General features: G+C 57.9%; 9 protein-coding genes. 1 reads left to right on the forward strand and 8 read right to left on the reverse strand.

The genetic code is table 11. The features are described from left to right. Positions 1 to 51 precede the first annotated feature (51 nt). From pyrG to rlmD, 4 genes are all read right to left on the reverse strand, one after another. Positions 52 to 1,689 (reverse strand): glutamine hydrolyzing CTP synthase, encoded by a 1,638-nt coding sequence (pyrG, locus tag ACHH0Z_RS09590; protein WP_008499626.1) that lies wholly within the window; start codon positions 1,687 to 1,689, stop codon positions 52 to 54. Positions 1,690 to 1,912: 223 nt separating this feature from the next. Further along, a complete protein-coding gene (gene mazG, locus ACHH0Z_RS09595; RefSeq protein WP_008499627.1) occupies positions 1,913 to 2,704 on the reverse strand; it encodes a nucleoside triphosphate pyrophosphohydrolase in 792 nt (263 codons plus the stop codon). 66 nt (positions 2,705 to 2,770) lie between these two features. Then, positions 2,771 to 5,002, reverse strand: coding sequence for a GTP diphosphokinase (gene relA, locus ACHH0Z_RS09600; protein ID WP_008499628.1), 2,232 nt, complete (start codon positions 5,000 to 5,002; stop codon positions 2,771 to 2,773). Between the two features lie 51 nt (positions 5,003 to 5,053). Further along, positions 5,054 to 6,352 carry a 23S rRNA (uracil(1939)-C(5))-methyltransferase RlmD gene (gene rlmD / locus ACHH0Z_RS09605; RefSeq protein ID WP_045408507.1) on the reverse strand — a complete coding sequence of 433 codons (1,299 nt, stop codon included), beginning with the start codon at positions 6,350 to 6,352 and terminating at the stop codon, positions 5,054 to 5,056. 57 nt (positions 6,353 to 6,409) lie between these two features. On the opposite strand from rlmD, the gene barA reads away from it, so the two are divergent. Beyond that, entirely contained in the window at positions 6,410 to 9,169 is a 2,760-nt protein-coding gene (barA, locus tag ACHH0Z_RS09610) for a two-component sensor histidine kinase BarA (RefSeq protein ID WP_045408504.1), read from the forward strand. A gap of 89 nt (positions 9,170 to 9,258) precedes the next feature. Here the strand turns inward: barA and ACHH0Z_RS09615 are convergent, their stop codons facing one another. The 4 genes from ACHH0Z_RS09615 to gudP all read right to left on the reverse strand — a co-directional run bounded on the left by ACHH0Z_RS09615 (position 9,259) and on the right by gudP (position 14,524). Then, the gene (locus ACHH0Z_RS09615; RefSeq protein WP_045408503.1) at positions 9,259 to 10,398 is read right to left on the reverse strand and encodes a glycerate kinase; all 1,140 of its coding nucleotides are present in this window, start codon (positions 10,396 to 10,398) and stop codon (positions 9,259 to 9,261) included. A gap of 77 nt (positions 10,399 to 10,475) precedes the next feature. Further along, positions 10,476 to 11,813 (reverse strand): glucarate dehydratase, encoded by a 1,338-nt coding sequence (gudD, locus tag ACHH0Z_RS09620; protein WP_045408500.1) that lies wholly within the window; start codon positions 11,811 to 11,813, stop codon positions 10,476 to 10,478. Positions 11,814 to 11,828: 15 nt separating this feature from the next. Beyond that, complete coding sequence (locus ACHH0Z_RS09625; protein WP_045408497.1) at positions 11,829 to 13,169, reverse strand: enolase C-terminal domain-like protein; 1,341 nt, start codon at positions 13,167 to 13,169, stop codon at positions 11,829 to 11,831. Continuing rightward, a complete protein-coding gene (gene gudP, locus ACHH0Z_RS09630) occupies positions 13,169 to 14,524 on the reverse strand; it encodes a galactarate/glucarate/glycerate transporter GudP (protein ID WP_032675441.1) in 1,356 nt (451 codons plus the stop codon). Before gudP ends, ACHH0Z_RS09625 begins: the two co-directional genes overlap by 1 nt. Positions 14,525 to 14,541: the final 17 nt, after the last annotated feature.

Consider the following 14,541-nt stretch of genomic DNA (forward strand, 5'->3'; position numbering starts at 1 on the left):
CTCCAGACAAACAACGCGTACCAAAGGTACGCGTTGCCGTTCTAACTTTTTTTACTTCGCCTGACGCTTCTGGTAGTCGCTGGCGGCCTTCACAAAGCCTGCAAACAGCGGATGCCCGTCACGTGGCGTTGAAGTAAATTCCGGGTGGAACTGGCAGGCGACAAACCACGGATGGTTTGGCACTTCGATGATCTCGACTAACTGATCATCCCCGGAGCGGCCCGCAACACGCAGACCCGCAGCTTCAATTTGTTTCAACAGCATGTTGTTGACTTCATAGCGGTGACGATGGCGCTCGGTGATGACCGGCTCGCCGTACAGCTTGCGAACCACGCTATCGTCAGTCAGCTGGCAGGCCTGTGCGCCAAGACGCATAGTGCCACCCAGATCGCTCTTCTCGGTACGGACTTCGACGTTACCGTCTTCATCACGCCATTCAGTGATAAGCGCCACAACAGGGTACTTACAGTCTGGCACAAATTCCGTAGAGTTCGCGTTTTCCATTCCCGCTACGTTGCGCGCAAATTCGATCAGCGCAACCTGCATACCCAGACAGATGCCGAGGTATGGAATATTGTTTTCACGCGCATAACGCGCGGTGGCGATCTTGCCTTCTACACCACGGTAGCCGAAGCCGCCAGGGATAAGGATAGCATCCAGATCTTTCAGGATTTCAACGCCACGCGTTTCAACATCCTGCGAATCAATCAGCTTGATGTTCACGGAGACACGGTTCTTCAGACCACCGTGTTTCAGCGCTTCGATCACGGACTTATAGGCATCCGGCAGCTCAATGTACTTGCCGACCATACCGATAGTCACTTCGCCTGCCGGGTTGGCTTCTTCGTAAATAACCTGTTCCCATTCAGACAGGTTAGCTTCCGGACAGTTCAAGCTGAATCGTTTACAAATATAATCGTCGAGACCCTGTGATTTCAACAGGCCCGGGATTTTATAAATGGAATCGACATCTTTCATTGAAATAACGGCTTTTTCAGGCACGTTACAGAACAATGCAATTTTCGCACGTTCGTTCGCCGGAATGGCGCGATCGGAACGGCAAACCAGGATGTCAGGCTGAATACCGATAGAGAGCAGCTCTTTAACAGAGTGCTGGGTCGGTTTGGTTTTCACTTCACCTGCCGCCGCCATGTAAGGCACCAGCGTCAGGTGCATGAACAGCGCGTGTTCACGACCAATGTCTACCGCCAGCTGACGAATCGCTTCGAGGAACGGCAGGGATTCGATATCACCCACGGTACCGCCGATTTCAACCAGCACAACGTCATGCCCTTCGCCACCGGCAAGGACACGCTCTTTGATGGCGTTAGTGATATGTGGGATAACCTGCACGGTCGCGCCCAGATAGTCACCACGGCGCTCTTTACGCAGAACGTCAGAGTAGATGCGGCCAGTCGTGAAGTTATTACGACGGGTCATTTTGGTACGAATGAAACGCTCGTAGTGGCCAAGATCCAGATCGGTTTCAGCGCCGTCTTCAGTAACGAACACTTCCCCGTGTTGGGTTGGGCTCATGGTGCCAGGATCGACGTTGATATACGGATCCAGTTTCATCATGGTCACATTGAGGCCACGGGCTTCAAGAATGGCTGCGAGGGAGGCTGCGGCAATGCCTTTACCCAGAGAGGATACGACCCCGCCGGTCACAAAAATATAGTTCGTTGTCATGCTGAACCTGAGAAGTTAGGGTGAAACGATGGAATAACCAGGACGGGAAAGTAGTATACCCGAACACGGCGAGCGCCACAAACTTTCATTCTCCGTCTCCATTCCAGGCCATGACAAACATAAGGAGTGAGAAAATAGCCCCTTTTGGGTAAATGTTTTTGACGCAAATCAAGCGCTTGTCATTTAAAAAATCACACAAATTGCGCTTGATCGCAAAATTTCGTTAGAGATCAGATTCCTGGCGCTTTACTTCCTGCCAGACTTCTTCCATCGCGTCGAGGTCAATACCGCTCATTTCCAGGCCTCGCGAGGCGACAATCCGCTCCACTTCGCGAAAGCGGCGTTCGAACTTAAGGTTGGCTTTTTGCAGCGCCGTTTCCGCTTTTACACCCAGGTGGCGAGAAAGGTTGACGGTCGCAAACAGCAGATCGCCCATCTCTTCCTCAAGCTTTGCTTCATCCACCACCGCCTGCTGCGCTTCGTGCATCACCTCGTCAATCTCTTCGTGCACTTTATCCAGCACCGGGCCGAGGGAGGTCCAGTCAAACCCCACGGCGGAGCAGCGTTTCTGGATTTTGTGCGCGCGCATCAGCGCGGGCAGGCTCAGCGGAATGTCGTCCAGCGCGGAGTGCTGGGATTTTTCTGCCCGCTCGGCGCTTTTGATCTGCTCCCAGCGGGCCAGGACTTCGGTGCTGGTTCCTGCGGTAGCGTCACCGAAAATATGGGGATGACGGCGCTCAAGCTTGTCGCTGATGGCAGCGCAGATATCGTCAAAGTTAAAGCGCCCCTCTTCCTGCGCCATCTGCGCGTAGAACACAACCTGGAAAAGCAGATCGCCCAGCTCGCCGCGCAGGTCGTCAAAATCTTCACGGGAAATCGCGTCCAGCACCTCGTAGGTCTCTTCAAGGGTGTACGGGGCGATGGTGGCGAAAGTCTGCTCTTTGTCCCACGGGCAGCCGTTTTCCGGGTCGCGCAGGCGTTTCATGATGCCGAGCAGGCGGTCGATTTGAGTCATAATACTGTCCTGATGAAAAAATGCCGGGTGGCGGCGTTGCCTTACCCGGCCTACGGAAGAGGATGTTTAGCCGCCGTGCAGACGACGCGCGTCAATCACATCCGGCACCTGGTTCAGCTTGCCAAGCACGCGGCCCAGCACCTGCAGGTTATAGATTTCAATGGTCATATCGATGGTGGCAAGCTGCTCGCGGGTATCGCTGCGGCTGGCGACGCCCAGCACGTTGACCTTCTCGTTGGCGAGAATGGTCGTGATGTCGCGCAGCAGGCCGCTGCGGTCGTTGGCAGTGACGCGCACCACCAGCGAGTAGCCGGCGGAGTAGCTCTCGCCCCAGACCGCTTCCACGATGCGCTCCGGCGCATGGGACTGCAGCTCGGCAAGCTGGTCGCAGTCGGAACGGTGAATCGAAATTCCGCGCCCCTGAGTGATAAAGCCGACGATATCGTCGCCTGGAATTGGCTGACAGCAGCGGGCAATGTGGTGCATCAGGTTACCGACACCTTCGACCACCACGCGGCCGTTGTCTTTGCTGCGCTGCTGCGGCGCGTAGGTTTTCTGCTGCAGCTGCTTCAGCGCCGCCGCGTCCTGCTCTTCCGCGCTTGGCTTATTGAACTGCGCCTGCAGGAAGTTCACCATCTGATTCAGACGAATATCACCGCCGCCAATCGCCGCTAACAGCTCATCAAGCTCGTTGAAGTTGTAGCGCGGCAGCAGGAATTTCTCCGCCTCTTTCAGGCTGATCCCGATATGCTCCAGCTCGTCGTCAAGGATCTGGCGACCGGCAAGGATATTCTTGTCTCGATCCTGTTTACGGAACCAGGCGTGAATCTTCGAGCGCCCGCGGCTGGTGGTGACATACCCCAGGTTCGGGTTAAGCCAGTCCCGGCTCGGGTTCGGCTGCTTCTGGGTAATGATTTCAATCTGGTCGCCCATCTGCAGCTGATAGGTGAACGGTACGATACGCCCGCCAATTTTCGCCCCGATGCAGCGGTGCCCCACATCGCTATGGATGTGGTAGGCAAAATCGAGCGGCGTAGAGCCGGCCGGCAGGTCGACAACGTCCCCTTTCGGGGTAAAGACGTAGACGCGATCGTCAAAGACCTGGCTGCGCACTTCGTCGAGCATCTCGCCGGAATCGGCCATCTCTTCCTGCCACGCAATCAGCTTACGCAGCCAGGCAATGCGGTCTTCGTGGCCTGAACGCGCCCCGCCGGACGTGCCTTCTTTGTATTTCCAGTGCGCGGCAACGCCCAGCTCGGCGTCCTCGTGCATCTGTTTGGTGCGGATCTGAATCTCGACCGTTTTACCGCCAGGGCCAAGCACCACGGTATGGATTGACTGATAGCCGTTCGGTTTGGGGTTGGCGACATAGTCGTCGAACTCATCGGGCAGATGACGGAAGTGCGTGTGCACTATCCCCAGCGCGGCGTAGCAGTCCTGCAGACGCTCCGCCACGATACGCACGGCGCGCACGTCAAACAGCTCGTCAAAGGCGAGGTGTTTCTTCTGCATTTTGCGCCAGATGCTGTAGATGTGCTTTGGTCGACCGTAGACTTCAGCGCGTACGTTCTCTTCTTTCATCGCCTGGCGCAGGCCGCCGACAAACTCCTCGATATAGTGCTCGCGGTCGATACGGCGCTCGTGCAGGAGTTTGGCAATCCGTTTGTATTCCGCCGGGTGCAGATAGCGGAAGCAGTAATCTTCCAGCTCCCACTTCAGCTGACCAATCCCCAGCCGGTTCGCCAGCGGCGCATAGATGTTTGTACACTCTTTGGCAGCCAGCACGCGCTCGTCTTCCGGCGCATCCTTCACCTCTCGCAGATGGGCAATACGCTCGGCCAGCTTGATGACCACGCAGCGGAAATCATCCACCATGGCCAGCAGCATCCGGCGAACGTTATCGACCTGCTCTGAGGAGACGGAATCCGTATGCGCGGCTTTGAGCTGACGAATGGCTGCCATATCGCGCACGCCGTGGATCAGCGCGACGACGGATTTTCCGACGCTGTCGCGCAGCACGTCTTCGCTGACCACGTCCGCATCCGCGAGGGGGAAGAGCAGCGCGGCCTGCAGCGTTTCGATGTCCATGTTCAGCATGGACAGGATTTCAACCATCTCCACGCCGCGCCACAGGAGAAGATCGGCGTCGGGATGCCCCTGCGTGGTGCGCAGACAATAGGCCCAGGTTTCGGTTAAGCGTTCACACGACTGCTGGCTGGAAATTCCCAGACTTGCGATCCATTTTTGTGGGTCAAACTCCCCAGCTTTATTGAGATGTGCACTTCTTACCGCAACCATTGTCCTCTCCTTTAGGGACCAGGGCCTGTCGAAGTCGACAAGCCAAACAAATTAGATGTGCTCGAACAACACCATCGATTCCAGATGCCCAGTGTGCGGGAACATGTCCAGCATTGCCAGACGCTGAATCTGGTAACCCGCGCTGAGCAGTGCCTCGCTGTCCCGGGCAAGCGTTGCCGGGTTACAGGAAACATAGACCACACGCTTTGGCGCGAGTTTAATAATATGTGCCATCACGCCCGGGGCACCGGCACGTGCCGGGTCGAGCAAAATTTTATCGAAGCCCTGCTTTGCCCACGGCTGTTGGGTGACATCGTCCTCAAGATTTTGATGAAAGAATGTCACATTTTGCAAGCCGTTCTGCCGCGCGTTCTCCTGCCCTTTCGCCACCAGCGCCTCAACGCCTTCCACACCGACGACGCTGGCCGCTTCTCGCGCCAGCGGCAGCGTGAAGTTGCCCATTCCGCAGAACAGATCGAGCACCCGGTCGCTTTTCTGAACGTCCAGCCACGCCAGCGCTTTCGCCACCATCTGCTGATTAACGCCATCATTAACCTGAATGAAATCCCGCGGGCTGAACGTTAAGCGTAGCCCGTTTGACGCATACCAGGGCGCCTCACCGGTAACCTGTTCAAGTATCTCGCTTTGTGGTGCAAGGAAAAGCGCCAGGTCGTGGGAATGCGAAAAGCGTTCCAGTTTTTCGCGATCTTTCTTCGACAACGGCGCGGTATGGCGCAGCACCATCAGCGGGCCATTGTTTGCCATGACCAGTTCGACGTGCCCAAGATGGCGTACGCCGTCCAGCCCGGAGAGGCAGATGCGCACTTCCGGAAGCAACACCTCAAGATGGGGCACCAAAATGGGGCACTGCTTCACGTCAACGATGTCGCTGGAGCCGGCCTTGCGAAACCCCATCTCCAGCCGCTCCGTTTTTGGCTGATAGCTGAGGCTCAGGCGCGCGCGACGACGATAGCCCCAGGGCTCATCGGCAACAATTTCGTTAACGTCATGTTTAAGCAGACGCGCCAGCGCGTTGCTTTTGCTTTTTTGCTGTAATTCTGTGCTCGCATGCTGTTGCTGGCAGCCGCCGCACACGCCAAAATGGGGACAGCGGGGTGCCACACGCTCCGGGCTATCGTTGAGGCGACGCTTAACCTGCCCGCGCGCAAACTGGCGTTTATCTTCGGTTAGCGTAATTTCTGCTCGTTCTGCTGGCAGTAAACCTGTTATAAACAGAGCCTTACCATTGTGGCGTGCCACTCCCTGGCCAAACGGATCGAGTTCCGTGGCCTCAACAGTGATGATTTGACGCGTCGTCACGCGTCGCTTTGCAGAGTAGAATTGCGCCATCGCCGAGATTTTTCTCACATAACCATAATTATCTTAATTGTCCCATAACGGAACGCCATGACCAACTACAGCCTGCGCGCGCGCATGATGATTTTGATCCTCGCCCCCACCGTTCTCATCGGTTTGCTGCTGAGTATCTTCTTTGTGGTGCACCGCTATAACGATTTGCAGCGACAGCTGGAAGATGCAGGTGCCAGTATTATCGAACCGCTTGCCGTCTCCAGCGAGTACGGCATGAACCTGCAAAACCGCGAATCCATTGGGCAGTTAATCAGCGTACTCCACCGTCGTCACTCGGATATCGTACGCGCCATTTCCGTTTACGACGAACATAACCGCCTGTTTGTGACCTCAAACTTTCATCTCGATCCGGCAGCACTGAAGATCCCGGACGGTACGCCGTTCCCGCGCCACCTCACCGTATTGCGGCGCGGCGATATCATGATCCTGCGCACGCCGATCGTGTCGGAAAGCTATTCCCCCGATGAGTCTGCGCAGTCCGACGCCAAATCCAGCAATAATATGCTGGGATATGTGGCGCTGGAGCTGGATCTCAAGTCGGTCCGGCTACAGCAGTACAAAGAGATCTTCATTTCCGGCGTGATGATGCTGTTCTGCATCGGCATTGCGCTGATCTTCGGCTGGCGCCTGATGCGCGACGTGACGGGTCCCATCCGCAACATGGTTAACACGGTTGACCGCATCCGCCGGGGACAGCTCGACAGCCGTGTGGAAGGGTTTATGCTGGGCGAGCTGGACATGCTGAAAAACGGCATCAACTCGATGGCGATGTCGCTGGCGGCCTATCACGAAGAGATGCAGCACAACGTTGACCAGGCGACGTCCGACCTGCGCGAAACGCTGGAGCAGATGGAGATCCAGAACGTTGAGCTGGATCTGGCGAAAAAGCGCGCTCAGGAAGCGGCGCGTATTAAATCGGAATTCCTTGCCAATATGTCGCACGAGCTGCGCACGCCGCTCAATGGCGTGATCGGCTTTACCCGTCTGACCCTGAAAAGCGAGCTCAACCCCACTCAGCGGGATCACCTGCATACCATTGAACGCTCGGCCAACAACCTGCTGGCGATCATTAACGACGTGTTGGACTTCTCCAAGCTGGAGGCGGGCAAGCTGATCCTCGAGAGTATCCCCTTCCCGCTGCGCAGCACGCTGGATGAAGTGGTGACGCTGCTCGCGCACTCGTCGCACGACAAAGGCCTGGAGCTGACGCTTAACATTAAAAACGACGTGCCGGATAACGTTATTGGCGATCCGCTGCGCCTGCAGCAGGTCATAACCAACCTTGTCGGGAATGCCATTAAGTTCACCGAAAGCGGTAATATCGACATCCTGGTAGAGAAACGCTCGATCAGCAGCAATAAGGTCCAGATTGAAGTCCAGATCCGCGATACCGGCATCGGTATTCCGGAGCGCGACCAGTCGCGTCTGTTCCAGGCGTTCCGTCAGGCGGACGCCAGCATCTCCCGCCGTCATGGCGGTACCGGTCTGGGGCTGGTGATCACCCAGCGCCTGGTGAACGAGATGGGCGGCGATATCTCTTTCCACAGCCAGCCAAACCGCGGTTCAACCTTCTGGTTCCACATTAATCTGGACCTTAATCCGAACGTGCTGACCGATGGCCCGGTGACGGACTGCCTGAAAGGCAAGCGTCTGGCCTACGTTGAGCCTAACGCTGCGGCGGCGCAGTGTACGCTCGACATCTTAAGCACCACGCCGCTGGAGGTGGTCTACAGCCCCACCTTCTCGGCGCTTGCCGTAGAGCATTACGATATTCTGCTGATGGGCATTCCGGTCACCTTCACCGGCGAGTTGACCATGCAGCAGGAGCGCCTGGCGAAAGCCGCGTCGATGACCGACTACCTGCTGCTGGCGCTGCCGTGCCATGGGCAGCTCAACGCGGAAGAACTGAAAAACGACGGCGCGGCCGCGTGCCTTTTGAAACCACTGACCGCAACCCGTTTGCTGCCAGCCCTCACGGAATATTGCCGTCTTAGCCAGCATGCCCTTCCGCTGATTAACGATGAGCAAAAATTGCCGATGAGCGTGATGGCAGTGGATGATAATCCGGCCAACCTGAAGCTCATTGGCGCATTGCTTGAGGACCAGGTTCAGCATGTGGAGCTGTGCACCAGCGGCGCGCAGGCGGTTGAACAGGCTAAGCAGATGCAGTTCGATTTAATCCTGATGGATATTCAGATGCCGGGCATGGACGGCATCCGGGCGTGCGAGCTGATCCACCAGCTGCCGCATCAGCAGCAAACGCCGGTTATTGCTGTCACCGCGCACGCGATGGCGGGCCAGAAGGAGAAGCTGCTGAGCGCCGGGATGAATGACTATCTGGCAAAGCCCATCGATGAAGAGAAACTTCATAGCCTGCTGTTGCGCTACAAGCCGGGTCATATTGGCGGAACGTACACGGTTTCCAGCGAACCGGTTGAAATCAGCATCAATCAAAACGCGACCTTTGACTGGCAGCTCGCGCTGCGCCAGGCGGCAGGTAAACCCGATTTGGCCCGCGACATGCTGCAAATGCTGGTCGCGTTTCTGCCGGAAATTCGCAACAAGGTGGAAGAGCAACTGGTGGGTGAAAACCCGGAAGATCTGCTGGACGCAATCCACAAGCTGCACGGCAGCTGCGGGTACAGCGGCGTACCGCGGCTGAAAAACCTCTGCCAGTTGCTGGAGCAGCAGTTGCGTGCGGGCACGCCGGAATCGGAGCTTGAACCGGAGTTCCTGGAGCTGCTGGATGAAATGGATAACGTGACGCGCGAAGCGATGAAGGTGTTGGGGAGCTGAGGTAAAAGCCCGGTGGCGCTCCGCTTGCCGGGCCTACAGGTGCACTAACGTAGGCCGGGTAAGGCGAAGCCGCCACCCGGCAATCACAGTTAAAATGCCTGCCCCACTTTCAGCACCGCCGCGATATTCCTTGCGGCCATCCTGACGTTCTCGCCGGCATTTTCCAGCGCGTCTTCCAGCGTGCAGATGGTGTAGATCACGCTAAACACGGCATCAATGCCGTGATCGTGTACCACGCCAACGTCCGCCGTCAGGCTGCCTGCAATGCCAATAACGGGTTTGTTAAAGCGTTTCGCCACCTTCGCCACCCCCACCGGGACTTTGCCGTGGATCGTCTGGCTGTCAATGCGGCCTTCCCCCGTGATCACCAGATCCGCATCGGCCACCTGATCGGCCAGGTGTAGCGCATCGGTCACGATCTCAATGCCCTGGCGCAGCTGCGCGCCGCAAAAGGCGTAGAGCGCCGCGCCCATGCCCCCCGCCGCGCCGCCGCCAGCAAGGTTCAGCACGTCGATATCCAGGTCCCGGGCAATCACGCTTGCATAGTGCGCAAGCGCGTTGTCCAGGGTGACGATCATCTCGGGTGTGGCGCCCTTCTGCGGGCCGAATACCGCTGACGCGCCGTCCTTCCCGGTAAGCGGATTGGTTACATCGCAGGCCACCTCAATCCGGCATTCCACCAGACGCTTGTCCAGCCCGCTCAGGTCGATACGCGCGAGTTTTCTCAGCTCGCCCCCGCCCTGCCCAAGAGGCTGTTCATTGTCGTCCAGCAGCTTCGCCCCCAGCGCCTGCACCATCCCTGCACCGCCGTCATTGGTAGCGCTGCCGCCAATGCCAATAATAATATGCTTAACGCCCGCATCCAGCGCGTGACGAATCAGTTCGCCCGTGCCCCAGGAGGTGGTTTTCAGCGGATTACGCTGCGAAGGCGCAACCCGCTCCAGGCCGCTTGCCGCCGCCATTTCAATAAAGGCGCTCTGCTTATCACCGGACAAGCCATAAAACCCCTCCACGCGCTCGCCCAGCGGGCCGGTCACCGGAACATGTACCATGCTTCCCTGCGTTGCCGCGATCATCGCCTCAACCGTCCCTTCGCCACCGTCCGCGACCGGCAGCTTCACGTAAACCGCCTCGGGAAAGATCTCGCGAAAACCACGTTCTATCGCTGTCGCAACCTCAAGCGCACTCAAACTTTCCTTATACGAGTCCGGTGCGATAACAATTTTCATAAGCCATCCTTACGCATAGTCGTTACGTTAAGCATACACCACGTAAAAGACCGCTCATGGGAGCGGTCCCAATGCGTTTATCGTACCATGCACGGGCGTTTATTGTCGAATGTCCAGTCAGGGATGAGATACTGCATCGCCATCGCATCGTCGCGCGCGCCCAGACCGTGTTTCTGATACAGCTCATGGGCCTTCATGACCTGATCCATATCCAGCTCAACCCCCAGCCCCGGCGTGGAAGGCACCTGCACCATGCCACCTTTGATCTCAAACGGCTGCTTAGTAAGACGCTGATTACCTTCCTGCCAGATCCAGTGGGTGTCGATAGCAGTGATCGAGCCCGGCGCAGCGGCGGCGACGTGCGTGAACATCGCCAGCGAGATATCGAAGTGGTTGTTGGAGTGCGAACCCCAGGTCAGGCCAAACTCATGGCACATCTGCGCCACGCGCACCGAACCCTGCATCGTCCAGAAGTGCGGGTCGGCCAGCGGAATATCGACTGACTGGAGGGATAAGGTGTGTCCCATCTGACGCCAGTCGGTCGCAATCATATTGGTCGCGGTCGGCAGCCCCGTAGCGCGACGGAATTCCGCCATCACTTCACGGCCAGAGAAGCCTTGCTCAGCCCCGCACGGGTCCTCCGCGTAGGCCAGCACGCCTTTCAGCTGCTTGCCGATCGCAATCGCTTCATCAAGGGACCAGGCCCCGTTCGGATCGAGCGTCACGCGCGCCTGCGGGAAACGTTTTGCCAGCGCGGTGACGGCTTCCGCCTCTTCTTCCCCGGCCAGCACGCCGCCCTTCAGTTTGAAATCGTTGAAGCCATATTTTTCGTATGCCGCTTCTGCCAGGCGCACCACCGCATCCGGGGTCATTGCCTCGTCGTGGCGAAGCCGGTACCAGTCGCATTGTTCATCCGGCTGGCTCTGATACGGCAGTGGCGTCAGCTTGCGGTCGCCGACAAAGAACAGATAGCCCAGCATTTCCACTTCGCTGCGCTGCTGCCCCTCGCCCAGCAGCGACGCAACGTTAACGCCCAGATGCTGGCCCAGCAGATCCAGCATCGCGGCTTCAATGCCTGTCACCACGTGGATAGTGGTGCGCAGATCGAAGGTCTGCAGACCCCGGCCCCCGGCATCGCGATCGGCAAAGGTGTTACGCACGGTGTTAAGGACATTTTTGTACTCACCCAGCGTTTTGCCCACCACCAGCGGAATGGCGTCCTCCAGCGTTTTGCGGATCTTCTCCCCGCCCGGAATTTCACCCACGCCGGTATGGCCGGCATTGTCTTTGATAATGACAATGTTGCGCGTGAAGAACGGCGCGTGCGCGCCGCTCAGATTCATCAGCATGCTGTCATGGCCCGCAACCGGAACGATCTGCATGGCGGTGACGACAGGGGTCGTAAAAGTACTCATCGTGTAATCCTTTTATCAGTGACGTCCGAAAACAGGGCGCTTACGGTCAAATGTCCAGCCGGGAATAAGGTACTGCATCGGGCCCGCATCGTTACGCGCGCCGCCCGGCAATTTTTTATACGCCTCATGGGCTTTATGGATCCGATCCCAGTCCAGCTCCACGCCCAGGCCCGGCGCATCCGGTACGGCAATCTTGCCATTGATGATTTCCAGCGGATTTTTCGTCAGGCGGGCTTCGCCTTCCTGCCAAATCCAGTGCGTGTCGATGGCGGTCGGGTTACCCGGCGCAGCGGCGCCAACGTGGGTAAACATCGCCAGCGAAATATCAAAGTGATTGTTCGAATGACAGCCCCAGGTGAGTCCCCAGTCATCGCACAGCTGCGCCACGCGGACCGCGCCTGAGAGCGTCCAGAAGTGCGGGTCCGCCAGCGGAATGTCGACGGCGTTGAGCATCACCGCATGGCCCATTTCGCGCCAGTTGGTGGCGATCATATTGGTCGCCACCGGCAGTCCGGTAGCACGACGGAACTCGGCCATCACTTCGCGGCCCGAAAAGCCCTGTTCCGCGCCGCAGGGGTCTTCCGCATAGGTCAGGACATCGCCCAGCCCTTTGCACAGGCTAATCGCTTCATCCAGCAGCCATGCGCCGTTGGGATCGACGGTGATCCGAGCATCCGCAAAGCGTTTTTTCAGCGCCCGGACCGTTTCAATCTCCTGCTCGCCGGGCAGCACGCCGCCCTTCAGCTTGAAATCCTTAAAGCCGTAGCGATCCTGCGCCGCCTCGGCCAGCCGCACCACCGCGTCGCTGGAGAGCGCTTCCTGGTGGCGTAACTGATACCAGTCGTGGTCGCCCGCGGTTCGGGCCAGATAGGGGAGATCGGTTTTATTGCGATCGCCAACGTAGAACAGATAGCCCAGCACGGTGACTGCATCGCGCTGTTTGCCGGGCCCCAGCAGTTCGCAGACCGGGACATTGAGCGCCTTCCCCAGTAAATCAAGCAGAGCCGCTTCCAGGGCAGCGACCGCGTTGACGCGCAGTTCAAACGTCCAGGCACCTTTTCCGAATGTCTCAAAGTCTGCCGACTGATTGCCCTTATGCACCCGCTGAACCACCTTGTTCAGGCGGGCAATCTCCTGCCCCACGACCTGCGGAATGGCATCGACCAGCGTCTGGTAAATCACCTCTCCGCCTGGCGCCTCGCCCACGCCGGTATTTCCTGCGCTGTCTTTCAGCACGACGATATTACGGGTAAACCAGGCGTTATGCGCACCGCCAATATTGAGCAGCATGCTGTCCTGCCCGGCCACCGGGATGACCTTCATCTCAGTGATGGTTGGGCTCGATTGCGTTGTCATCAGCCACGCTCCGCAACAGGTTTAAGTTCGACGCGTTTGATATCCCCCACCAGCACCAGGTAACTCAGCACCGCCACCAGCGCATGCACACCCACGTAGATTAGCGCACCGTTAAACGATCCGGTGGTGCCGACGATGTAGCCGATAGCGATGGGCGTCACAATCCCGGAGATGTTGCCGAACATGTTGAACAGACCGCCGCTCAGGCCGCTGATCTCTTTCGGGGCCGTATCCGCCATCACCGCCCAGCCCAGCGCGCCAATGCCTTTGCCGAAGAAGGCCATCGCCATAAAGCCGATAATCATCCACTCGGCATTGACGTAGTTACAGAACACCATGGTCATGGAGAGCAGCATGCCGAGCACGATGGGCGTTTTACGCGCGATGTTCAGTGAACCCGTGCGGCGCATCAGCCAGTCGGAAATCACCCCGCCGAGCACGCCCCCCACGAAGCCACAGATGGCCGGGACCGAGGCAACAAACCCCGCTTTCAGAATCGACATGCCGCGTGCCTGCACGAGGTACACCGGGAACCAGGTGATGAAAAAGTAGGTCAAGGCGTTGATACAGTACTGGCCCAGATAGATCCCGATCATCATGCGCGATCCGACAAGCTGCCTGATCTGCGCCCATTTCTGGCTGAACGGGACTTTCGCCGTCGAGGATTTCTGATCCATGTTGATCAGCGCGCCGCCTTCAGCGATGTACTCCAGCTCTTTTTTGTTTACGCCAGGGTGCTGGTTGGGTTCGTGGATCACTTTCAGCCAGATAAAGCTAATGACGATCCCGAGTCCGCCCATAAAGAAGAACACGTGCGACCAGCCCACCTCATGGGTTAGCCAGCCCATAATGGGCGCAAAGATCACCGTCGCGAAGTACTGTGCGGAGTTGAAAATCGCCACCGCCGTTCCCCTCTCCTGAGCCGGGAACCAGGCCGCCACAATGCGGCTGTTGCCCGGGAAGGAAGGCGCTTCCGCTAAGCCCACCAGGAAGCGCAGCGTGAAGAGCGCGACGATAATGCCGAAGCCGCTGAAGATATCGACGAAGCCCTGCAGCAGAGTAAAGGCAGACCAGATGAAGATGGACCAGAAGTAGACCCGTTTCGAGCCAAAGCGGTCGAGCAGCCAGCCGCCAGGAATTTGCCCGATGACGTAGGCCCACGAGAAGGCGGAGAAAACGTAACCCATGCCCACGGGATCAAGGCCGATATCTTTTGCCATTTCCGAGCCGGCAATCGACAGCGTGGCGCGGTCACCATAGTTAAAGGACGTGACGATAAACAGCATCACCACTATCCAGTAGCGGGCATTGGTGCGCTTTTCAGCGCTGCTCGCTGCGTGGCTTAATGAACTCATTGTTGCACTCCTGAAAC

This window comes from Enterobacter cloacae complex sp. 2024EL-00227, assembly GCF_043945315.1.
Taxonomy (GTDB): Bacteria; Pseudomonadota; Gammaproteobacteria; order Enterobacterales; family Enterobacteriaceae; genus Enterobacter; species Enterobacter roggenkampii.

Bases quoted from the DNA above. Each gene is read 5' to 3' on its own strand.
- rlmD (WP_045408507.1), bottom strand. From the start codon at position 6,352: ATGGCGCAATTCTACTCTGCAAAGCGACGCGTGACGACGCGTCAAATC.
- gudD (WP_045408500.1), bottom strand. From the start codon at position 11,813: ATGAGTACTTTTACGACCCCTGTCGTCACCGCCATGCAGATCGTTCCG.
- ACHH0Z_RS09625 (WP_045408497.1), bottom strand. From the start codon at position 13,169: ATGACAACGCAATCGAGCCCAACCATCACTGAGATGAAGGTCATCCCG.
- gudP (WP_032675441.1), bottom strand. From the start codon at position 14,524: ATGAGTTCATTAAGCCACGCAGCGAGCAGCGCTGAAAAGCGCACCAAT.
- mazG (WP_008499627.1), bottom strand. From the start codon at position 2,704: ATGACTCAAATCGACCGCCTGCTCGGCATCATGAAACGCCTGCGCGAC.
- pyrG (WP_008499626.1), bottom strand. From the start codon at position 1,689: ATGACAACGAACTATATTTTTGTGACCGGCGGGGTCGTATCCTCTCTG.
- ACHH0Z_RS09615 (WP_045408503.1), bottom strand. From the start codon at position 10,398: ATGAAAATTGTTATCGCACCGGACTCGTATAAGGAAAGTTTGAGTGCG.
- relA (WP_008499628.1), bottom strand. From the start codon at position 5,002: ATGGTTGCGGTAAGAAGTGCACATCTCAATAAAGCTGGGGAGTTTGAC.
- barA (WP_045408504.1), top strand. From the start codon at position 6,410: ATGACCAACTACAGCCTGCGCGCGCGCATGATGATTTTGATCCTCGCC.